This is a genomic window from Mycobacterium liflandii (genome assembly GCF_022354805.1).
Lineage (GTDB): Bacteria > Actinomycetota > Actinomycetes > Mycobacteriales > Mycobacteriaceae > Mycobacterium > Mycobacterium marinum.
Genome location: NZ_CP023138.1, coordinates 793,492 through 814,050, shown reverse-complemented (window position 1 = coordinate 814,050; position 20,559 = coordinate 793,492). Strand labels below are relative to the sequence as shown.

The 20,559-nt window shown below is 67.4% G+C and carries 16 protein-coding genes and 3 pseudogenes; 11 read left to right on the top strand and 8 right to left on the bottom strand.

Going from position 1 to position 20,559, the window contains the following annotated elements:
- Positions 1 to 2 precede the first annotated feature (2 nt).
- The 3 genes and pseudogenes from CKW46_RS03815 to CKW46_RS03805 all read left to right on the top strand — a co-directional run bounded on the left by CKW46_RS03815 (position 3) and on the right by CKW46_RS03805 (position 3,192).
- Positions 3 to 782 (top strand): GntR family transcriptional regulator, encoded by a 780-nt coding sequence (locus CKW46_RS03815; RefSeq protein WP_015354101.1) that lies wholly within the window; start codon positions 3 to 5, stop codon positions 780 to 782.
- Between the two features lie 9 nt (positions 783 to 791).
- Positions 792 to 2,402 (top strand): annotated as a pseudogene (locus CKW46_RS03810) (AMP-binding protein).
- Between the two features lies 1 nt (position 2,403).
- Entirely contained in the window at positions 2,404 to 3,192 is a 789-nt protein-coding gene (locus CKW46_RS03805) for an SDR family NAD(P)-dependent oxidoreductase (protein ID WP_482052841.1), read from the top strand.
- Here the strand turns inward: CKW46_RS03805 and CKW46_RS03800 are convergent.
- From CKW46_RS03800 to CKW46_RS03790, 3 genes are all read right to left on the bottom strand, one after another.
- Entirely contained in the window at positions 3,174 to 3,635 is a 462-nt protein-coding gene (locus tag CKW46_RS03800; protein ID WP_012392288.1) for an SRPBCC family protein, read from the bottom strand. The genes CKW46_RS03805 and CKW46_RS03800 overlap by 19 nt on opposite strands.
- Positions 3,636 to 3,669: 34 nt before the next feature.
- Positions 3,670 to 4,539, bottom strand: coding sequence for a rhomboid family intramembrane serine protease (locus tag CKW46_RS03795; RefSeq protein WP_041299882.1), 870 nt, complete (start codon positions 4,537 to 4,539; stop codon positions 3,670 to 3,672).
- 92 nt (positions 4,540 to 4,631) lie between these two features.
- Positions 4,632 to 6,287, bottom strand: a complete 1,656-nt coding sequence (locus CKW46_RS03790) for a PE family protein (protein ID WP_482052840.1) — start codon at positions 6,285 to 6,287, stop codon at positions 4,632 to 4,634.
- A 148-nt stretch (positions 6,288 to 6,435) separates the two neighbouring features.
- On the opposite strand from CKW46_RS03790, the pseudogene CKW46_RS03785 reads away from it, so the two are divergent.
- From CKW46_RS03785 to CKW46_RS03775, 3 genes and pseudogenes are all read left to right on the top strand, one after another.
- Positions 6,436 to 7,639 (top strand): annotated as a pseudogene (locus CKW46_RS03785) (ISAs1-like element IS2404/ISMul1 family transposase).
- Between the two features lie 397 nt (positions 7,640 to 8,036).
- Positions 8,037 to 8,270, top strand: coding sequence for a hypothetical protein (locus CKW46_RS03780; RefSeq protein WP_252872514.1), 234 nt, complete (start codon positions 8,037 to 8,039; stop codon positions 8,268 to 8,270).
- Between the two features lie 468 nt (positions 8,271 to 8,738).
- Positions 8,739 to 13,601: a cation-translocating P-type ATPase gene (locus CKW46_RS03775; protein ID WP_482052839.1), complete on the top strand. Its 4,863-nt coding sequence runs from the start codon at positions 8,739 to 8,741 to the stop codon at positions 13,599 to 13,601.
- Here the strand turns inward: CKW46_RS03775 and CKW46_RS03770 are convergent.
- From CKW46_RS03770 to mrf, 4 genes are all read right to left on the bottom strand, one after another.
- A complete protein-coding gene (locus CKW46_RS03770) occupies positions 13,574 to 15,160 on the bottom strand; it encodes an AMP-binding protein (RefSeq protein ID WP_012392283.1) in 1,587 nt (528 codons plus the stop codon). The genes CKW46_RS03775 and CKW46_RS03770 overlap by 28 nt on opposite strands.
- Before the next feature lie 2 nt (positions 15,161 to 15,162).
- Positions 15,163 to 16,062 (bottom strand): SDR family NAD(P)-dependent oxidoreductase, encoded by a 900-nt coding sequence (locus CKW46_RS03765; RefSeq protein WP_011742326.1) that lies wholly within the window; start codon positions 16,060 to 16,062, stop codon positions 15,163 to 15,165.
- Positions 16,063 to 16,231: 169 nt separating this feature from the next.
- The gene (locus CKW46_RS03760) at positions 16,232 to 16,504 is read right to left on the bottom strand and encodes a type B 50S ribosomal protein L31 (protein ID WP_015354090.1); all 273 of its coding nucleotides are present in this window, start codon (positions 16,502 to 16,504) and stop codon (positions 16,232 to 16,234) included.
- A gap of 42 nt (positions 16,505 to 16,546) precedes the next feature.
- Positions 16,547 to 17,689, bottom strand: a complete 1,143-nt coding sequence (mrf, locus tag CKW46_RS03755) for a ribosome hibernation factor-recruiting GTPase MRF (protein ID WP_166436203.1) — start codon at positions 17,687 to 17,689, stop codon at positions 16,547 to 16,549.
- Positions 17,690 to 17,818: 129 nt separating this feature from the next.
- On the opposite strand from mrf, the gene rpmB reads away from it, so the two are divergent.
- From rpmB to rpsR, 4 genes and pseudogenes are all read left to right on the top strand, one after another.
- Positions 17,819 to 18,055, top strand: a complete 237-nt coding sequence (rpmB, locus tag CKW46_RS03750; protein ID WP_011742329.1) for a 50S ribosomal protein L28 — start codon at positions 17,819 to 17,821, stop codon at positions 18,053 to 18,055.
- The gene (gene rpmG, locus CKW46_RS03745; RefSeq protein ID WP_011742330.1) at positions 18,055 to 18,219 is read left to right on the top strand and encodes a 50S ribosomal protein L33; all 165 of its coding nucleotides are present in this window, start codon (positions 18,055 to 18,057) and stop codon (positions 18,217 to 18,219) included. Before rpmB ends, rpmG begins: the two co-directional genes overlap by 1 nt.
- Positions 18,220 to 18,525: a 30S ribosomal protein S14 gene (gene rpsN / locus CKW46_RS03740; protein ID WP_011742331.1), complete on the top strand. Its 306-nt coding sequence runs from the start codon at positions 18,220 to 18,222 to the stop codon at positions 18,523 to 18,525.
- 38 nt (positions 18,526 to 18,563) lie between these two features.
- Positions 18,564 to 18,794, top strand: a pseudogene (gene rpsR, locus CKW46_RS03735) (30S ribosomal protein S18).
- A 20-nt stretch (positions 18,795 to 18,814) separates the two neighbouring features.
- Here the strand turns inward: rpsR and CKW46_RS03730 are convergent.
- Positions 18,815 to 19,765 carry an oxygenase MpaB family protein gene (locus CKW46_RS03730; RefSeq protein WP_015354087.1) on the bottom strand — a complete coding sequence of 317 codons (951 nt, stop codon included), beginning with the start codon at positions 19,763 to 19,765 and terminating at the stop codon, positions 18,815 to 18,817.
- Between the two features lie 187 nt (positions 19,766 to 19,952).
- Between CKW46_RS03730 and CKW46_RS03725 the strand changes: the two genes are divergently transcribed.
- Complete coding sequence (locus CKW46_RS03725; RefSeq protein WP_482052838.1) at positions 19,953 to 20,558, top strand: TetR/AcrR family transcriptional regulator; 606 nt, start codon at positions 19,953 to 19,955, stop codon at positions 20,556 to 20,558.
- Position 20,559 lies beyond the last annotated feature (1 nt).

Sequence of the window (20,559 nt, the reverse complement as noted above, 5' to 3'; positions counted from 1 at the left end):
AGTTGTCCGAGCCAAAGATCCTCGATCACCGCTATCTTCAGGTGGCGCGGACGCTACGCAAAGAGATCGTGGACGGTATCTATCCGGTGGGCTCGCAGTTGCCGACCGAACACGAGCTGTGTGATCGGTTTGCCGTGAGCCGGTACACCATTCGGGAGGCGCTGCGCCGGCTGCGGGAAGACAACCTGGTTTCCTCGCGCCCGCGCACCGGGACGCTGGTGGTACCGCGACCGTCGTCGGATTCGTACGTGCAGCATGTGATGTCGATCAACGATCTGCTGGCCTTCGCCACCGGCACCAGATTCGTGATCGAATCCATCGCCATGGCCACCATCGCCGATGAGGTGAGCGCACAGACCGGGCTGGCCAGCGGCGAGCAGTGGCTGAGCGTCTGCGGGTTTCGGCGGGCCGAGAACGCCGAGCCGGCCGAACCCGCACTTTGCCGCACCCAGTACTACATCAACCGCGCATTCGCGGCGGTCGGCAGGTTGCTACACCGCCACGACGGGCCGATCTTTCCGTTGATCGAGGACCTATTCGGATTGGGCATCGTTGAGGTCCAACAGGAAATCGCGGCCGTGTCAATCTCACCGGCGCTGGCCCACGGCCTCCAGGTCGAACCGGGATCTGCGGCCTTGCAGATCCGACGCGCCTATGTGACATCCGACGAGCAGGTGGCACAGGTCACGCTCAACACCCATCCGGCGTCCCGGTTCCGTCACTCGATGACGATGCGTCGACTCCGCGGTGAAACCGGATCCTCCGGTGTGACAGACCAATAGCGCCGGCCGATGGGAGGGCCGAAAGTTCCACAACGCAGGCTCATCGATGGGCGCTGGGTTCGCTGGGATGCCGATCGCGCCGCAGGCGCCTACGCGCACCGCTGGTGGGTCCGGCGCACGCTCGCCGATGCGCTGCGCGAGGCCGCGCAGAGCACCCCGCAGCGGGTGGCGCTGGTCGATGCCGATCGGCAACTGGACTGCCAGGAACTGCACCGCCAGGCCATGGCCCTGGCGCAGCACCTGCGCTCCCGCATGCCGGCGGGCAGCGTGGTCAGCTTCATGCTGCCGAACTGGCACGAAGCCGCGGTGATCTATCTGGCCAGCACGCTGGCCGCAATGGTGGCCAACCCCGTCCTGCCCTCGCTGCGCGAGCACGAACTGCGGTTCATTCTCGAAGATGCGGGCAGCCGGATGATCTTTGCCCCGGCAGATTTTCGCGGTCACGACTACACCTCGATGCTGCGGCGGGTGGCCGCACCGTTGCCGTCGCGCCCGGAGGTGATCGAGGTGCGGGGGCAGTGCCCCGATGGCGTTTCGACCTTCCAATCCCTACTCGTCGGCCGGGAGGCCGCTGCGCCCTTGCCCACGGCGGATCCCGATGCGGTACGGATGATCTTGTACACCTCGGGGACGACGGGACGCCCGAAAGGCGTCCTACACACCCACAACTCGATCCACGCACTGATCTGTCAGATCCGGGATCACTGGATGGTGGAGCCCGGTGACGGGTTCCTGGTCGCTTCGCCGATCGCGCACATCGGCGGCTCGATCTACGCCTTCGAATGCCCACTTCTGCTCGGTACTACCGCCGTGCTGCTGGACCGATGGGACGCGGACCGCGCGGTGCAACTCATGACATCGAAGCGGTGTACCCACATGGCCGGAGCGACACCGTTCCTCGAGCAGCTGCTTGCCGCCGCACAGCGGGCGGGCACCAGATTGCCCGACCTGAAATTCTTCGTCTGCGGCGGCGCATCGGTGTCGCCGTCGTTGATTCGTTGCGCGACAGACTATTTCGACAAGGCCGTTGTCACCCGCGTGTACGGTTCCACCTAGGTTCCGGTGACGACGATCGGCGCACCCGACAGCAGTGCGCACGCCGCAGCCACCGATGGCCGGGTCGGTGCCGCCGACGTCAAGCTGGTTGCCGGTGAAATTCGGGTGCGCGGGCCACAGATGCTGGTCGGCTACCGGCACCCCGAGGACGAAGCCGGATCTTTCGACGCGCAAGGCTATTTCCGCACCGGAGACCTCGGACATTGGGTCGACGACGAGTATCTGGTGGTGACCGGACGAGCCAAGGACATCATCATCCGCAACGGCGAGAACATCTCCCCCAAAGAGATCGAAGACATCCTGATCACCCACCCCGGAATCGCCGACGTCGCGATTGTCGGCCTGCCCGATGACCGCACCGGCGAGCGAGCCTGCGCCGTCATCGTTGCCGCGGCTGACCCCCCGCCCGGCCTCCCAGGCGTGCGCGCGTTTCTCGAAGGCGCTGGCGTTGCGCGGTTCAAGATCCCCGAGCAAGTGGTTATCTGGGACCACCTGCCGAAGAACGACGCAGGCAAGATTGTGAAACACCGGATCAAAGCAGCGCTCATGAAGGCAGAGCAGTGACATGCAGGTAGCAATCATCACGGGGGCAACGGGCGGAATCGGATTCGGTTGCGCAGCAAAACTCGCCGAAATGGGTATGGCGGTGCTGGGCACGGGCCGCGACGAGCGCAGGCTTGCCGAGCTGACCCAGCTGCCCGGCGGCCCCGACCGGATAGCCACCCACCCGGTCGATCTCACCGATGATGACGCACCCGGCCAGCTCACCCGCGCCGCCCTGGACCGATGGGGACGCATCGACTTCCTGATCAACGCCGCCGGGGTGGGCAGCCCCAAACCGGTGCACGAAACCGACGACGAATCCTTGGACTACGTCCTGAGTTTGATGCTGCGCGCACCGTTCCGCCTGACCCGTGAGGTGCTGCCACATCTGCGGCCCGGATCGGCGATCATCAACATCACGTCGACGTTTGCCGTGGTAGGAGGTCTTCGTGGCGGAGCATATTCGGCCGCCAAGGGCGGGCTCACCGCGCTGACCACCCACATCGCCTGCCAATACGGGGCAAAGGGAATACGGTGCAACGCGGTGGCCCCCGGCGTGATCCAGACGGCGATGACCCAGCATCGCCTGGCCGATGAGCGATTCCGGCGGATCAACGTTGAAATGACACCGCATCAGCGGCTGGGCACCGTCGACGACGTGGCAAACACGGTGGCATTCCTGTGTTCTGAGGGCGGCGCCTTCATCAACGGGCAGACCATTGTGGTCGACGGTGGGTGGAGCTCCACCAAATACCTTTCCGACTTCGAGCTGACCGCGCAGTGGAGCCCCGCTCAGGACGACTCGAAATAGCTGCGGATCCCGGCCAGCATCGCCGCGTGCGCCTGCACCGCCGCGCGGGTGGTGTAGGAGGCCAGCGGACGGGGCGCGGCGATCGCTATCCGCTCGGTGAGCCTGGTACCAGCGGCGACCGGCGCAAAGGTCACCGTCGCGCGCAGCCGCACGCGTGGGAACTGATCGGCCTCGGTGTGCACCGCACCGTGCACCGGGACGTGCAGCCGGGCCCGGTAGCGCACCTCGAGATTCAACGGTCCCATCGGAATGCGGTCTATCACGCGGTAGCTCTGCCGGTAGCCATCCCGGGTTTCGGTTCGGGACAGCGCTTGCACCGCGACGATCAGCGGGTGCACCAGCTTGAGGTTGTCCAGGTCCACATAGAAGTCGCGCACCCGCTCCGGTGGCGCGGGCACATCTTGTGACAGCGCCCGCTCAGCGTGGGCGATCCACCACGTCATGGCGACCAACCTAACCCGGCCCCGCCGCCGGGCGTCAGCCCAAGTTGAGGTGCCCACCGAACATCGCGAGCAACTCGCTGGTGCGCCACCAGATCAGCACCACGAACGCAACCGCAACGGTCAGGGTCACCGCACCTTGGATGAAATTACGGCGTTCTCGAGGCGCGTAGACGTAGGCCGCGGCAACCAGGGCGCCGGTAATCAGCCCGCCGACGTGCCCTTGCCAGCTGATCAGCTGGGAACCAACCGCGGGCGCGACAAACGTGATCGCGAGGTTGATCGCGATCAGGGCGACCACCCAGCGGATGTCGAGATTGAGCCGTTTTGCCACGACAAAGGTGGCACCGAACAGGCCGAATATCGCTCCCGATGCGCCGGCGGTCGCCGTGTTCAGCGGCGCAATCAGGTAAACCAGCACCGAGCCCCCCAGCGCGCTCAGCGCGTAGAGGCCGCCAAACCGCAACCTGCCCAGCCACATCTCCAGCGGCGGGCCCACGATATATAACGCCCACATGTTGAACACCAGGTGCAACGTGCCGTAGTGCATGAATGCCGAGGTAACCAGCCGGTATAGCTGGCCGTCGGCGACCGCCGGTGGCCACAGGGCCAGATGTGGCCCCAGTCCGGCAACGACCAACTGCAGAACGAAAACCAGCACGCTCACCGCGATCAGCGAGAACGTCACCACCGGGGTGACCGAACGCTGTCGGCCGCCGAATTGAGTACGGGGCTGGCGCACCGTGCGGGCGTCCGCGCGCACGCACTCGACGCACTGATGGCCGACGGCGCCCGAACGCATGCAGTCACCACAGATGTACCGATCGCAACGGGTGCAGCGGACATAGGTCGGCCGCCCGGGGCGCCGGTAGCAGGCGGGCGACTCCGGCGGGCTGGGGCCACTCATCGCACCATTGTCGCGTGCGCCGCCCGGCTTGGTATCAATGCGGTCGCCCCGCGCCGCCGCCGAGTAGACCAACGCGCAGGTCGGGGCCGTTGTTACGGCTGCGGGCCCCGGCTCGCGGGGCGATCAGCTGGGTCCGGCAGCGCCGGGGACTCCGGCCAGGGTGCCGCCCTGACCGCCGGTGCCCCCGGTGCCGCCGAAGATGCCGGGTCCGCCGTCGCCGCCGTTTCCGAGCAACCGCGCATTGCCACCGTTGCCGCCGCTGGCCGACTGGCCGATGCTGGTTCCCGCTGCGCCGCCGTCCCCGCCATTGCCGATGAGGGCACCGGTGCCGCCGTCACCCCCGTTGCCACCATGGTTTCCGGCGCCCACCGCCGCGCCGCCGGTGCCGCCCGCACCGCCCTGCCCGAACAGGCCGATGGCGTCACCGCCCTTGCCCCCGGCGGCCGCGAGCACCCCCAGCCACCGACGCCGCCGTCGCCGCCGTCACCGATGACCCGGCCCCCGTTGCCACCGATACCGCCCGCCGACGATGCTCCGACGCCGAACTGGCCGCTACCACCGGCGCCGCCATTTCCGAAGAAACCCGCGCCGCCGTCCCCACCGGCGCCGCCGCCACCGAAGAACCCACCCTGGCCGCCATCGCCGCCATCACCACCAGCCAGGTTCAGACTCGACCCTCCGGCACCGCCGTGTCCGCCATAGCCGAACAGCGTGGCGTTGCCGCCCTGCCCGCCGTTGCCGCCATCGCCACCGGCCGGGTCGAAACTCACGCCCCCGGCTCCGCCGTGTCCGCCGTCGCCGAACAGTCCCGCGTTGCCGCCGAGCCCGCCGTTGCCACCATCGAGGTTGGCGCCCGCGCCTCCGGCTCCGCCGTCGCCGCCGTTACCGAACAGCGCCGCGTTGCCGCCTTGACCACCGTCGCCACCGGTGGCGCCGCCCAGCCCGCCAACCCCGCCGGCCCCGGCGAAGCCCAGCAGCGCGGCGTTTCCGCCGGCACCCCCGTTGCCCCCGGTGCCGGTGGTGTTCTGGCCGACCCCGCCGGCGCCACCGATGCCCCCGTTGCCGAACAACCCCATCGCGTTGCCGCCCGCACCGCCTGTCCCACCGGTCGTGGTGGTGCCGACGCCCCCGCCGCCGCCGGACCCGCCATTGCCCCACAGCCAACCGCCGGTACCGCCCATCCCGCCCGATGTGCCGGCGAAGTCCGCACCGCCCGCGCCGCCGGAGCCACCGTTGCCGATCAGCCCCGCCGCACCGCCGTTACCCCCGGCCTGCGCCAGCCCACCGGATCCCCCGTTGCCGCCATTGCCGTACAGCAGACCGCCCGCGCCGCCGTCTGCGCCGGTGTTCGGCGATCCGTTGGCGCCGTCACCGATCAGCGGACGGCCCAACACGGCCTGGGTCGGCGCGTTTACCGCGGCGAGCACGTTTTGCCCCAGGTTCTTTACCACCTGAAGCGGGGACGCGTTGGCCGCCTCGGCCGCGGCGTAGGAGCTGGCACCGGCGTTGAGCATCTGGACAAACTGATCGTGGAACACCAGAGCTTGGGCACTGAGTGCCTGATACGCCCGGGCGTGGGCATCGAAGAGACCCGCGATCAACGCCGATACCTCGTCCGCGCCGGCCGCCATCACGGCCATGGTGGGGCCGGCCGCCGCCGAGTTCGCGGCGCTGAGTACCGACTGCACCCCGGCTAGATCCGTTGCCGCGGCCGCCACCAACTCCGGCGTCGCGAATACATACGACATCTGCCCAGGGCTCCGGCGTTGTTGATTAGCAGGCTTGTGAGCTGGGTTGATGATCTTTGGTGCCGCGCTATTGGGGCCTGAGTGTAGGCACGGGCTATCTGGAGAACGATCGAGTTGGTTACTGTTCGTCGTTGGTCTGGAGTTGCCCGTGCCTACCGTTTCAGTATTGCCTGTGTCGTCGGTTCCAGAGGTGTTCGACCGCTGGAGTCCTGGTGAGCGCAGCGAGCTCATCGGATCGGAGTTTCTCGATGTGTTGGCCTCGGTGCCAGACCCGAGGGACCCACGCGGTCGGAGGTATTCGCTGATGGCTTTGTTGGCGATCGCGGTTCTGGCCACTGCCGCGGGGATGCGCGGCTATGCTGGTTTTGCCACATGGGCGGCCACCGCTCCCGATGATGTGTTGGCCTAATTAGGGGTCCGGTTCCGGCGGCCCAGTGAGAAGACCTTCCGCGCTGTTTTGTCTCGGCTAGACCCCGCCGACCTCAACGCCAGGATGGGCAGTTACTTCACTGCACACGTGGCCAGCAGCGACCCCAGTGGATTGGTGCCGATCGCGTTGGACGGCAAGATGCTGCGTGGTGCCTTTACGCGCCAAAGCGACAGCCACGCATCTCGTGTCGGTGTTCGCCCACCGTGCCCGATTGGTGCTCGGTCAACTCGCTGTCGCCGAGAAAAGCAATGAAATTCCCTGCGTACGTGCCCTGCTCACGCTGCTGCCGGGTAGCTTGCGGTGGCTGGTCACCGTGGATGCGATGCATACCCAGGTCGTCACCGCGAAGTTGATCTGCGCCACCTTGAAGTCGCACTACCTGATGATCGTCAAGTCCAACCAAGCCAAAATACTTGCGCGTATCACCGCGCTGCCCTGGGCCGAGGTGCCCGCAGCCGCTACCGACGACTCCCGCGGCCACGGCCGTGTCGAGACCCGCACCCTGCAAATCATCACCGCTGCACGAGGAATCGGCTTCCCCTACGCAAAACAAATCATCCGGATCACTCGTGAACGCTTGATCACCGCCACCGACCAGCGCAGCGTGGAGGTGGTCTATGCCATCTGCAGCCTGCCGTTCGAGCACGCCCGCCCTACCGCGATCATGACCTGGATGCGTCAACACTGGGGAATCGAGAACAGCCTGCACTGGATACGCGACGTCACCTTCGACGAAGACCATCAAAGGGCACATACCGGAAACGGCGCACAGGTCCTAGCAACGCTACGCAACACCGCCATCAATCTGCACCGCCTCAACGGCGCCGACAACATCGCCGAAGCCTGCCGGATCACCGCTTTGACCGCCAACCGCCGCCTAGACCTCCTCAATCCACAATTCCCCAGCTCACAAGCCTGCTAATCAACAACGCCGGAGCCCTGGACATCTGCCCACCTCCACCGTCTGGGACACCATCTGGGGGCAACTCGGCAATTCATTCCCACACAACATTGGCGGTGCTCCGGTAATAAGCGTAAGACCGTTTCCGGGGTATCACTGACAGCAATTTTGACGGTGCCGATAGTGAGCATTCGATTTGTGCGCTATCGCTTGCGTGGCAGGCATTCCCGAGTCGTCGCCCCTGGGGCCGGAGGCCGGCGAAGCGCCTCCTATCGGCGCACCGCCGCCGCACCGGCGCCGGCTCGACCGGCGAATGTGTCGCCAATTGTCGCCAGGACTCGCCGCGCCTCGCTGATCGGCAAGTTTGTTCCCGCGCGGGGTGTTCCCTGGTCGGCAGGATTGCCCTACTGTATTTCGCGTGGAGTCACACGGAACCCCTGAATTGGTGGCCGTCGAGAATTTGCACTCTGGTGACCCGATCACCGATGTCAACGGTGGCGGTCAAAGGTACATCGTTTTGGAGTCGAAGGCCGTTGGCGACGGCTGCGTCGTCCTCGAACTCGAGTCCAGAGTGGACCATCAGCTGCAGGTCATCGAAAAGTCCTTCCCGACCGGTTACCACGTCGGCAGGGCCAACCGCCGAATTCTGTAAGCCCGGTTTTCCACCCGAAAATCGCGGTGCGGCACCCTTGCGCGGCGATGCGCGTATCGCATTTTTGGGGTACCCAACCACCACCCGGTGATTGACGATGTGCGTGCCCGGCGGCGCAGATTCCGTGGACGTGACGAACTCGCCCGCAACAGCCCCGAACCGTGGATGCGGACCACTGAGCCGCCTTGGGCCCCAGCCTGCGGTTTCCGGCAAATCTGGGTAAACGGCTGTTGATTTGCGGCCCGCGGTCGCACCGGCGCGGCACTATTGATCCGGAGTGCCAGGCGGGCCGAAGCGAACACCGGGTCGGTTCCATCGGCTCCCGCCGCCCCCAAGGTGGTGGCACCGGACCCACGGGGATCGATGCGCGGGCGCCTCACCAGAGGCCCACACACCCGGGGGTCCGTGTGGACAGGTTGGTAAGACGCCAGGAGGATTGGCGCGGTACACGTTATTGAAGGGTGGCGCATGAAGATTCCGGGTGTGGTCAACCCAGTGGCCAATCTGGTCGCTGGGGTGACCGGCGGAGCGGCACAGGTGGTGCGGGCCGGCGTGCAGACTGCCGCCGATGCTGCCGGTGTTTTGCAGACGCTAGCCAGCCCAGTGGTGGAGCTGGCAGGTCCGGTAGTGCAATCGGTGGCCCAGACGACCAACCGGGCGATCGGGCGAAACGGTGCTGCCGACGGGGCCCCGGACGGCGTCACTCCGCCGCTGCGCTGGCACAGCGGTCGCCGGGTGCATTTCGACCTGGATCCGTTGCTGCCATTCCCGCGCTGGCATGAGCAAGCGGCGGTGGTCGAGGAGCCGGTCCGCCGCATCCCGGGTGTGGCCAAGGCGCACGTCGAGGGGGCGTTGGGTCGGCTGGTGGTCGAGCTCGAGGACGGCGCCGACAGCGACACCGTGCTCGACGAAGTGTGCGACACCGCCGCCACCGTGGCCGCCGACATCTTCCTGTCCGGATCGCTATCTTCGCCCAACTCGGCGCCCTTCGCCGACCCGGGCAACCCGTTGGCGGTGCTGGTCCCACTCACCGCCGCGGCGCTGGATCTGGCCGCCCTGGGTGCCGCGGTGACCGGCTGGGTGATCCGGCTGCCCGCCGCACCGCAGACCACCCGCGCCGCCGCCGCCCTGGTCAATCACCAGCCACGCATGGTGTCGCTGCTGGAATCCCGGCTGGGCCGGGTGGGTACCGACATTGCGCTGGCCGCCACGACCGCCGCCGCCAACGGGCTGACCCAGGCGGTCGGCACCCCGCTGCTGGATCTGGTGCAGCGTGGCCTGCAGATCTCGGAGGCGACGGCACACCGGCGGGTATGGCGAGACCGCGAACCCGCGCTGGCCTCCCCCGGGCGGCCGCAAGCACCGGTGGTTCCGGTCATCTCGTCGGCCGGCGTGCAAGCGCAGGAACCCCGGCACAGCTGGGCGGCGGCCGCTGCCGGCGAGGCATCACACGTCATGGTCGGCGGGTCCATCGATGCCGCCATCGACACGGCGAAGGGGTCGATGGCCGGCCCGGTGGAGAGCTACGTCAATTCCGCGGCCAACGGCGCGTTGATCGCCGCGGCGAGTGCGCTGGTGGCCGGCGGCGGCACCGAGGACGCGGCCGGCGCCATCTTGGCCGGCGTGCCACGGGCGGCGCACATGGGCCGGCAAGCGTTCGCGGCGGTCCTGGGCCGCGGGCTCGCCAGCGAAGGTCAATTGGTGCTTGACCCCGGCGCGCTGCGCCGGCTGGATCGGGTGCAGGTGGTCGTCATCGACGGCGCCGCGCTGCGCGGTGACCACCGCGCCGTCCTCCGCGCCCAGGGCGACGAACCCGGCTGGGATGACGACCGGGTCTACGAGGTCGCCGACGCGCTGCTGCACGGTGAAGAGGCTCCCGAACCCGACCCCGACGAGCTGCCGGCGACCGGCGCGCGGCTGCGCTGGGTTCCGCTGCGCGGTCCCTCGGCCACACCCGCCCAGGGGCTCGAACACGCCGATCTGGTGGTCGATGGCCAGACGGTAGGCAACGTCGACGTGGGGTGGGAGGTCGACCCCTATGCGATCCCGCTGCTGCAGACGGCGCATCGGACCGGCGCCCGGGTCGTGCTACGCCATGTCGCCGGCACCGAAGACCTGTCCGCTAGTGTCGGATCCACCCATCCGCCCGGCACGCCGCTGCTGAACCTGGTGCGTGAGCTGCGCACCGATCGCGGACCCGTCTTGCTGATCACCGCGCTGCACCGCGATTTCGCCTCGACCGATACGTTGGCCGCGCTGGCGATCGCCGACATCGGGGTCGCCCTGGACGATCCGCGCGCGGCGACCCCGTGGACTGCCGACATCATTACCGGTACCGACCTCGCCGCGGCGGTCCGGATTCTGTCCGCGATTCCGGTGGCCCGCGCCTCCAGCGTGTCGTCGGTGCACCTCGCCCAGGGCGGCACCACATTGGCGGGGCTGCTGCTGGTCACCGGCGAGCAGGCCAGAACCACCAACCCCGCCAGCTTCCGGCGCTGGCTCAACCCGGTCAACACCGCCGCCGCCACTGCCCTGCTATCGGGAAGCTGGTCGGCCGCCACCGTGCTGCGGCTCCCCGATCCCACGCCCCAACCGCTGACCGCCTGGCACGCCCTGGACCCCGAGATCGTCTATGCGCGACTGGCCGGTGGTGCACGCCCCATGGCCGTGGACCCTGGAACGCCGACCTGGCGTCGTCTCCTGGACGACCTCTCCTATGAACCGCTGGTCTCCCCGCTGCGTGGCCCGGCACACACGCTGGCCCAGCTGGCGGCGGCGACGCGGCATGAGCTCGCCGACCCGCTGACTCCGATCCTGGCGGTGGGCGCCGCGGCCTCGGCGATCGTCGGCAGCAACGTGGACGCGCTGCTGGTGGCCAGCGTGATGACGGTCAACGCGATCACCGGTGGGGTGCAGCGGCTGCGCGCCGAGGCGGCCGCGGCGGAGCTGTTCGCCGAACAAGACCAAATGGTGCGCCGGGTCGTCGTGCCGGCGGTCGCGACCACGCGGCGCCGGCTGGAGGCCGCCCGGCATACCACCCGCACCGCCACCGTATCGGCCAAGTCGCTGCGCGTTGGTGATGTCATCGACCTGGCCGCCCCGGAGGTGGTACCCGCCGACGCTCGGCTCCTGGTGGCCGAGGACCTCGAAGTCGACGAGTCGCTACTGACCGGTGAGTCGCTGCCGGTGGACAAGCAGGTCGACCCCGTCGCCGTCAACGATGCCGACCGGGCCAGCATGCTGTTCGAGGGCAGCACCATCGTGGCCGGGGGGGCGCGGGCCATCGTGGTGGCCACCGGCGCCGGCACCGCGGCGCATCGGGCGATCTCGGCGGTCGCCGACGTCGAGACCTCGGCCGGGGTGCAGGCCCGGCTGCGCGAGCTGACCAGCAAGGTGCTCCCCCTCACCTTGGCCGGTGGCGCCTCGGTCAGCGTCTTGGCCCTGATGCGGCGTGCCACGCTGCGTCAAGCGGTGGCCGACGGCGTTGCCATCGCGGTCGCCGCCGTGCCGGAGGGGCTGCCGCTGGTGGCCACCCTCTCGCAGCTGGCCGCCGCACAGCGCTTGACCGCGCACGGAGCGCTGGTGCGCGCGCCGCGCACCATCGAGGCGCTGGGCCGCGTCGACACCGTGTGTTTCGACAAGACCGGCACGCTCACCGAGAACCGGCTGCGTGTCGTGTGCGCCATTCCCAGCTCGACCAGTCCGCTGGATCCGTTCATCGACAGCGCCGACCCCCGCTCCACCGAGGTGCTGCGGGCCGCCGCCCGGGCCACCACCCAGCCCCACGATGGACAGGGGCACGCCCACGCGACCGATGAGGCAATCATCGTCGCGGCGAATTCTCTGGAAGGCCTGGATGATTCGGCCTGGACCGTGATCGCCGAAGTCCCATTCGAATCCAGCCGCGGCTACGCCGCCTCGATAGGCACGACCGGGACCAGCAACGGCCATCCGACACTCATGCTCAAGGGCGCCCCCGAGACGATCCTGCCCCGCTGCCGGTTCGCGGACCCCGACGCCGACCTCGAACATGCGGAAGCCTTGGTGCACAGCCTCGCCGAACGCGGGTTGCGGGTACTGGCGGTCGCCAAGCGCCCCTGGGAACATGACACGGCCGACGATGACGACACCGACGCCGACGCAGTCGATGCGGCGGCCCACGACCTGGAATTGCTCGGCTATGTCGGCCTGGCCGACACCGCGCGCCCGTCGGCGCGACCATTGATCGAGGCGCTGGTGGATGCGCAGCGCAACGTGGTGCTGATCACCGGCGACCATCCCATCACCGCGCGGGCAATCGCCCGCCAGCTCGGCTTGCCCGAGGATGTCCGGGTGGTCACCGGAGCCGAACTGATCGGTCTCGATGAGGACGCGTGCGCCAAACTCGCCGCCGACGTGCAGGTGTTCGCCCGGGTGAGCCCGGAGCAGAAGGTTCAGATCGTGGCCGCGCTGCAGCGTTGTGGACGGGTGACCGCGATGGTCGGCGACGGCGCCAATGATGCCGCCGCCATCCGGATGGCCGACGTCGGCATCGGAGTGAGCGGTCGCGGTTCGTCGGCCGCCAGGGGCGCCGCCGACATCGTCTTGACCGACGACGATCTGGGTGTGTTGCTCGACGCGCTGGTCGAAGGCCGCAGCATGTGGGCCGGCGTGCGCGATGCGGTGACGATCCTCGTCGGCGGCAATGTGGGTGAGGTGCTGTTCACCATCATCGGCACGGCTTTCGGTGCCGGGCGCGCCCCGGTGGGAACCCGACAACTGCTGCTGGTCAACCTGCTTACCGACATGTTCCCAGCGCTTGCGGTCGCCATCACGTCGCAATACGACGATCCCGAGGACGACAGCGATCTCAGCGATGAAGAGATCGAGGAGGCACGGCGCAGGCGCCAGCGGGCGGTACTGACCGCTCCGACCCCCTCCCTGGACGCGCCGCTGATGCGCCAGATCGCCAACCGGGGCGTCGTCACCGCCGCGGGCGCGACCGCCGCCTGGGCCATCGGCCGCTGGACCCCGGGTACCGAACGCCGCACGGCGACAATGGGATTGACCGCGCTTGTGACCACTCAGCTGGCACAAACCCTGCTGACCCGAAGCCACAGCCCACTCGTTTTGGCTACCGCGTTCGGTAGCGCCGGCGTCCTGATCGGCATCATCCAGACCCCGGTGGTCAGCCACTTTTTCGGATGCACACCGCTGGGACCGGTTGCCTGGACCGGGGTGTTCAGTGCCACCGCCGGGGCAACCGCGGTCTCGGTGCTCGCGCCCAAGTGGCTGGCCAAGACCGTTGACGTGGCCCTAGAACATCAGGACTGGGCTTCGGGTTCGGCGTAGCTCGCCAGCTGTTTGCGCAGCACCTTGCCGGCCGGATTGCGCGGAATGCTGCTGACCAGGTGGATGTCTCTGGGCTGTTCGAACCGCGACACCCGGCCCTTGAGGTAATCGCGGATCGCGTCCGCGTCGATGTCGCAGCCTGGGCGGGCGACGACGAATGCGGCCAGCCGTTGGCCGAACTGCTCGTCGGCAACGCCGATGACCGCGTTCTCGGCAACGTCGGGGTGGCTGGCCAGCGCGTTCTCCAGTGACCGCGGATAGACGTTCTCGCCGCCGGAGACGATCATGTCGTCTTCACGTCCGACGATGTAGAGCCGGCCCGATTCGTCGAGATAGCCCATGTCTCCGGTGCTGGCCATGCCGTCGATGACGGCTTTGCCGCCACCGCCGGAATAGCCGTCGGAATTCAGTTCGCCGCCAACGAAGATCCGCCCGGTTACCCGCGGCCCGACGGGCCGTCCGTTCCGGTCGAAAATCCGCACCGGGCACCCGGCGACGGGTCTGCCCACCGTCTCGGGCCAGTCGCGCAGCTCGGCCGGTGTGGCCAGTGCGCCGATGCCCACTTCGGTGGAGCCGTACAGGTTGTACAGAACGTCGCCGTAGGCCTCCATGAAGCGGCGCGCCAGGCTGGGATCGAGTCGATCGCCGCTGGATATCACCACCCGCAAGCACGGCAGCGGATTTCGCGCCCGCACCTGATCGGGCAGATCGAGGATGCGCGCCAACATGATCGGAACCACGCTCAAACCGTCGGCGCGATGCAGCGATGTCTGGGCCAGCGTTGCTTCGGCATCAAAGTGCCGACGGGTCAGCACCGTTCCGCCCAGGCTGATGGTCAGCACCAGCATGCCAAATCCCAGACCGTGAAACATGGGCGTGGCCAGCGTCATTCGCGAACCGACACGCAGCCTGGTTCGCTCCAGCAGCGTCACGCTAACCCCGATCCCAGAACTCACCTTGGGCTTGCGCGGCACCCCCTTCGGGACCCCGGTGGTGCCCGAAGTCAACAACACGATTCGTCCGGAGGGGGCGACCTTGGGCCGCGCGCAGTCCCGGGCGGTGACGGTGCTCGGATCGATGACCAACACCGATTCGCCAGTTCCGGCCACCTGGTCGACAAACTCGTCGTCGCACAACATCACCCGCATCTGGTGTGCTTCCAGCGCGGCGGCGAGCGCGGTGGCGCGGAACTCCGTGTTCACCAGCACGACGTCGGCACCGACCAACCCGGCGGCAAACGCCGCCGCGACAAAGTTGCGGCCATTGCGGCACATGACGCCCACGGCTTGCCCGGGCCCGATGCCGGCAAGGGTGAGCTCCCCGGCGACCGATTCGGTCATCGTTTGAATCTCGCGGTAGCTCAGCGCACCGTCGTCGTCGACGATTGCGGTCCGCTCCGGCCACCGTGCCGCCGCGATAGCGAGCGGGGTGTAGAGGTTCGTACCGCCCCGGTACAGCTCGCGGACCAGCCGCAGCGCGGCGGCCGGGCTGGACGGGCTGAGCAGCCCCGATCCCAGTAACGCCCGCGCCGCGGTTGTGACCACGCCTGCAGCCATCATTGTCAGCTCTTTCCTGCCTCGGCGGTTGGGGCGAAGAACCGGCGGTGCCACACCCGCGCCGCCTGCTCGGCGGGCCCGGCCAGCAATACCGAGGCCAGTTCGGCCGGCCACAGCCAGGGCGGCTCGTTGGTGCGAGGCCGTTCGACGATCGCTTTCGCCACAGCGTCGGCGGCCTGATCGGGCTCGAGGCCGGGAAGCCGGCCCAGCATCGGCGTCGGTTCGATCATCCGGGTACGGACCAGGGCGAAGTAGACGGACGTCACGTCCACACCGTCGCCGTGTAGCTCCGGCGCCACGCTGCGCAGCCAGCGATCGAACGCCCCTTTGGAGGCCTGATAGGCGCCCCATTGCGGGCCCGGGACCAGGCGTACGCCGACACTGGAAACGTTCACCACATGGCCTCGGCCGCTCTCACGCATCGCCGGCAGCAATCCGAGCAACAGCCAAATCGGACCCAGGTAGTTGATGTCGATGGTGCGCTGGAAATCGTGCGGACGGTCGTATTGGTCATGCAGCGACCGGCGCAACGACTTGCCCGCGTTGCTGACCACGATGTCCAGCGGTCCGTGATTCTGATTGACTTGCTTGGTCAGTACCCCGACGGCAGCCTCGTCGGTGAGATCGGTCGGGTAGGCGACCGCCGCTCCACCGCCCGCGGCGATGGCCGACACGAGGTCCTCAAGGCGCTCCGCTGATCGCGCCACCATCAGCACGGTGGCTCCGGCGGCGGCCAGTTTCCGCGCGGTTGCCTCGCCGATCCCGTAGGACGCACCGGTAACCAACGCGGTCTTGCCCGTAACTGCGCCGCGTAGCCGGTCGGGATCGGCCAGCGTCGCCGGGTTCGCCAGTCCGTTGCTGGCTCGTTCGAAGGCCTTCGCTAAGGCCTGCGTCGCCAGATTCATAGGAGCGGTTCCCCCGTTGCGGACTACTGTTTTGCCTATTGTGACCCATGGTCACTCTGGCATTTGCGGGTCCGGGGTGTGGGGGTTTGGCGACATCCGAGTCCCCGCCAGCGACCCGTGGCCGCGCCGCCGCGGCCACAATCAGCTCAGCCGCCCAGATTCGGGCAGGTCAGCCCGTTGCGGGCCGATCAGCCCGTCCATATCGTCGGTAAAACTTCTCGACGCGTCCCGCGGTATCGAGCGTGCGGCGGGTACCGGTCCAGAACGGATGCGAATCGGCGGACACCTCCACGACCACCAACGGGTAGTTGTGCACCCCCGAGGGGGTCTTCCAGTCAATGCTGCGAGAGCTGGTCAAGGTGGATCGCGTGAGAAAGCGGGTGCCGGTGGTCGCGTCCTCGAAGACCACCGGGTGGTAGTCGGGGTGAGTGTCGGATTTCATTCCAGTTCTCCTTTGTTGAGGTGCCCGGAGAACTGCCCGGATTCATTCGTGGCACGGGTCTTCATGCCAGTCGCCGAACGGGTCGTCGTAGGCCGGCCAATCCTGTGGCCGGGCCATCCCCCGGTCGGTGAGCAGCGCCCCGGTCAGCACCCGGGTGATCTCTGCCCGGTCGGCGCCGCAGGCCAGAACCGTCATCGCGGTGTGCCGGTCGCCGAAGCGGTATTCCCACATCAGCTCGGCAAACAGGCGTCGCTCCGGGTCGGCGTGGTCCACCTCGGCGGGTGACATCGCCGCCAGCCACTTGCCCGCCGAGGCGACCCGCAGGCCTCCACCCGCCGATTCGAGCCACATGACCTGATCGGGCCGATTGGCCAACCACAGGCGTCCACGGGTACGAATCACGCCATCGAGCAAGTGGTCGACGGCGTCATGCAGGCGCTCCGGCCGAAACGGGCGGCGGGCGTTGAACTCCACGATGCCGACCCCACCGTCGGTGCCCAACGGAGGCCGCCCGCCCAACAGCGAAGCGTGCGGATGGTCGCTGCGCCCCCTGCGTGAGTAGTCGTCGAGGTTGGCCAGCGCCAACTCGACCCGGTCGAGCCCGACGGTGATCCTCGCCCGCGGCGCCAGGCGCGGCAACACGGCCAGCGTGACCGGGTCGGGGCGGTTGAGCACCAGCACGTCGGCGAATTCGGCCTGACCAACTGTCACCTGAGCGAACGTCCGTCCGTCGGCTAGTTCCTCGTCGCCGAGAGACTGCGCCAGCCAGTTCGCCGAGTCCACACACGTCACCACCGCGCCGATCCGAACGTCGCGGCCGGCCGGAGCGTCCGGATAGCCGGGCCCGACCCGGACCCGCACGTGATTGATTGCCCAGCAGATGGGTTCGGGCTCCAGCCAGAGCGCCAGGTGCACCACGATCCGGTCCACGCCGTCTCGGCGGTGCAGCCTGCGCAGCAGAATCAGCAGATCGTTGCGAATGGTGCAGGAGACGCATCCATGCGCCAACTCCAGCGCCTCTTCGGCAGTGCTCAGTTCTCCGCGGCGAAAGGTGATGATGTTGCGCCTCACCACGTGCCCATCAAACCGATGCTCGACAACGACCGTTCCGGGCCGGCGCAGCAGTAGGCCGGTCACGTCGTCGGTATCGCCCTGCCCCGCCACCAGCACAACGGGAGTCCGCATCACCACTCCTTCCCGAGCTCTCCCGATCGTTATTGAAAACGATTTTTATTAAGACCGGACTCACGATACAGTGCGTCACACGGGGTTGTCGAAAATGATTTTCAATAAGCGTGCACTGAGGAGGCGCCCATGTCCGCACGATGCCAAGTCACCGGTCGCACGGTGAGTTTCGGCAATACGGTGTCGCATTCGCACCGCCGGAGCCGACGACGGTGGTCACCGAACATTCAGCTCAAGACCTATTACCTGCCGTCGGAGAACCGTCGCATCAAGCTGCGGGTCAGCGCCAAGGGCATCAAGGTCATCGACCGCGACGGCATCGAGGCCACGGTCGCGCGGCTCCGGCGGGCCGGTGAACAGATCTAATGGCGCGCAACGAGATTCGCCCGGCAGTCAAGCTTCGCTCCACCGCGGGAACCGGATACACCTACATCACCCGCAAGAACCGCCGCAACGACCCCGACCGGCTCATTCTGAGCAAGTACGACCCGGTGATTCGCAAGCACGTCCCATTCCGGGAGGAACGCTGAATGGCCAAGAAATCCAAGATCGTCAAGAACAACAAGCGCCGAGACATCGTCGCGCGCTACGCCCAGCGGCGCGCTGAACTCAAGCAGATCATCCAATCTCCCACCAGCAGCTACGAGCAGCGGCTCGACGCACAACGCGCCCTGAGCCGTCAGCCGCGTGACGCGAGTGCGGTACGGCTGCGCAATCGCGACGCCATCGACGGCCGTCCGCGCGGCCACCTGCGCAAGTTCGGATTGTCGCGGGTGCGAGTGCGCGAGTTGGCCCATGCGGGTCAGCTACCGGGTGTTCGCAAGGCGAGCTGGTAGCCGCAGATGAAAAGAAACCCAGACGCACTCGGCGCCCCATCGCAGCCCCGGCAACACCCGCCAAGAAGAACCTGCTGGATTCGCTCGGGGTCAGCGAGGTCGACTACAAGGACATCTCGCCGTTGCGCACGTTCATCTCCGATCGCGGCAAGATCCGCTCTCGTCGGGTCACCGGTCTCACCGTGCAACAACAACGGTAGATCGCCACCGCGATCAAGAACGCCCGCGAAATGGCGCTGCTGCCGTATCCAGCCTCCCGGCCCCAGTAGGGCCGTCCTCGCGGCGACCGTTATGTCGAGACGGCGCGGCGGTGGAGCCTGCGCGGGTCAACCCCCGAGCGGGTCCACGCCTGCGCCGCCCATGGCAAGTAGATCAACCTGACCGGCAGCCGCCCCAGCACCGGATTCAGCCCTCGTATGAGGGCGGCGGAACGCTGAAATCGCCTTTCCTTCTTGGCGTTCCAATCGAGGTCACACACCTCGCGCATCTGCGGCGGCAGGGTTCCGACAATCACCAACCGGGCGTAGGCGTTCAGGGGCGCAGACAGGATCCTCCAGATCAGCGCAGGCAGCTTGCGGGGGCCAGGGATCCCTTTGCGTAGATAGCCGGTCCCGTAGAGCACGGTCTTGTGCGGGACGAACCGGTCGAGCATGCCGTCCCAGTAGGCCACGAACTCGTCATAGGTTTGCGGCTGACTTCGATCGCTGACGCCGTAAAGGCCGTACCAGATCTTGCTCTCCTCGAAGATCTGCTCCTTTTCCGCGCGGGACAGCCTCCGGATGAACGTGTCGGTGTTGTAGAGGATTTGGTCGACGAACGTGGCGTGGGCCCAGTAGAACAACTCCGGATTCAACGCGTGGTACCGAGAGCCATCACCGATGGTGCCCTTGATCGGCTTGTGGAAATCCCGCACCGTGCGACCCCACCCATGGGGGTCCTCGGAATACACGGTCCGCATCAAGGGCGGTCCGGTGCGCTTGGCCCGGCCCAGGGTGTCGCTGAAGACCACCGAATGATCGAGGACTCCCTGACCGAGCTGTTCGATGCAGTTTTCGGTGCCGGCCGCGCGCTGGAATCCGAAGAGTTGAGTACGCACGTCTCCATAGAATTTCCAGATCAGCGAAGTCGGGCCCAGCCGCTGCGCGACGATCTCGTCGTCGACGGGCCGGTCGATCGGCATGGGTAGGGCCTCCCGGACACCGGTGTCGAAATCCACGCCCGCGGTCAGCTCCGTTGCCATCCGCCCTCCTTGACGAATCCATGTGTCGTTAGTGAACCACTGATACAAGTTCGTCTCTTTGTGTCACCCTAGCCACCGCGGCGGGCGGCCGCAAATGAGCGGTGCCCCGCGTCAGGCTCCAGATCAGGGGCAGTGATCTGGGAAAACGCGGCATTCGGGGGAATCCGCAAGGCGGAGCCGATCTATCATGCAGTCAAAAATGGGCACCGAGACCAGCACCGACGGAGTCGAGTCGATCACCGATCTCGACCGCACCATCCTGGACACCGCACGCGCGGTTTTCGAGACCTACGGTGTCCGGCGGGCGAACATCGAAGACGTCGCCACCCGGGCCGGTGTCAGCCGCAGCACCATCAACCGACGCTTTCCCACCAAGGACGAGCTGTTCGAACGGGTCGTGCGGCGCGAGGCGGAGTTGTTCTTCGCCGCCCTGAACCAGGCCACCAACGGCCACAACCCGCGTGAGGCGGTGATCGAGGCGTTCACCCTCGGGGTCCGACTCATCCAGGATTCCCCGCTGTACTCGCGGATAGCCGAAAGCGAGCCGGAGCTATTCGGCATGTTTTCCCGCTCCCACGTCTTCCCGAACGGCCAATTCGCCGACGGCATCGCCCACACGCTGCGGCGCTGCGGCGCCGATGCTCCCGACGCCGACCTCGCCAACATCGCCGACATCCTGCTGCGTGTTGCCGTTGGCATCATCATGTTTCCCACCGAGCGTCTCGATACCTCGGATGACGCCGCGGTCCGCAAGTACGCCGCCCGCTATCTGATTCCGATCATTACGTTGTAGC

What these genes read in the sequence shown, in the direction of transcription:
- CKW46_RS03775 (WP_482052839.1), top strand. Translation starts at nt 8,739, where the DNA reads ATGAAGATTCCGGGTGTGGTCAACCCAGTGGCCAATCTGGTCGCTGGG.
- CKW46_RS03805 (WP_482052841.1), top strand. Translation starts at nt 2,404, where the DNA reads ATGCAGGTAGCAATCATCACGGGGGCAACGGGCGGAATCGGATTCGGT.
- rpmG (WP_011742330.1), top strand. Translation starts at nt 18,055, where the DNA reads ATGGCGCGCAACGAGATTCGCCCGGCAGTCAAGCTTCGCTCCACCGCG.
- rpsN (WP_011742331.1), top strand. Translation starts at nt 18,220, where the DNA reads ATGGCCAAGAAATCCAAGATCGTCAAGAACAACAAGCGCCGAGACATC.
- rpmB (WP_011742329.1), top strand. Translation starts at nt 17,819, where the DNA reads ATGTCCGCACGATGCCAAGTCACCGGTCGCACGGTGAGTTTCGGCAAT.
- CKW46_RS03770 (WP_012392283.1), bottom strand. Translation starts at nt 15,160, where the DNA reads ATGATGGCTGCAGGCGTGGTCACAACCGCGGCGCGGGCGTTACTGGGA.
- CKW46_RS03725 (WP_482052838.1), top strand. Translation starts at nt 19,953, where the DNA reads ATGCAGTCAAAAATGGGCACCGAGACCAGCACCGACGGAGTCGAGTCG.
- CKW46_RS03760 (WP_015354090.1), bottom strand. Translation starts at nt 16,504, where the DNA reads ATGAAATCCGACACTCACCCCGACTACCACCCGGTGGTCTTCGAGGAC.
- CKW46_RS03795 (WP_041299882.1), bottom strand. Translation starts at nt 4,539, where the DNA reads ATGAGTGGCCCCAGCCCGCCGGAGTCGCCCGCCTGCTACCGGCGCCCC.
- CKW46_RS03790 (WP_482052840.1), bottom strand. Translation starts at nt 6,287, where the DNA reads ATGTCGTATGTATTCGCGACGCCGGAGTTGGTGGCGGCCGCGGCAACG.
- CKW46_RS03730 (WP_015354087.1), bottom strand. Translation starts at nt 19,765, where the DNA reads ATGGCAACGGAGCTGACCGCGGGCGTGGATTTCGACACCGGTGTCCGG.
- mrf (WP_166436203.1), bottom strand. Translation starts at nt 17,689, where the DNA reads ATGCGGACTCCCGTTGTGCTGGTGGCGGGGCAGGGCGATACCGACGAC.
- CKW46_RS03765 (WP_011742326.1), bottom strand. Translation starts at nt 16,062, where the DNA reads ATGAATCTGGCGACGCAGGCCTTAGCGAAGGCCTTCGAACGAGCCAGC.
- CKW46_RS03800 (WP_012392288.1), bottom strand. Translation starts at nt 3,635, where the DNA reads ATGACGTGGTGGATCGCCCACGCTGAGCGGGCGCTGTCACAAGATGTG.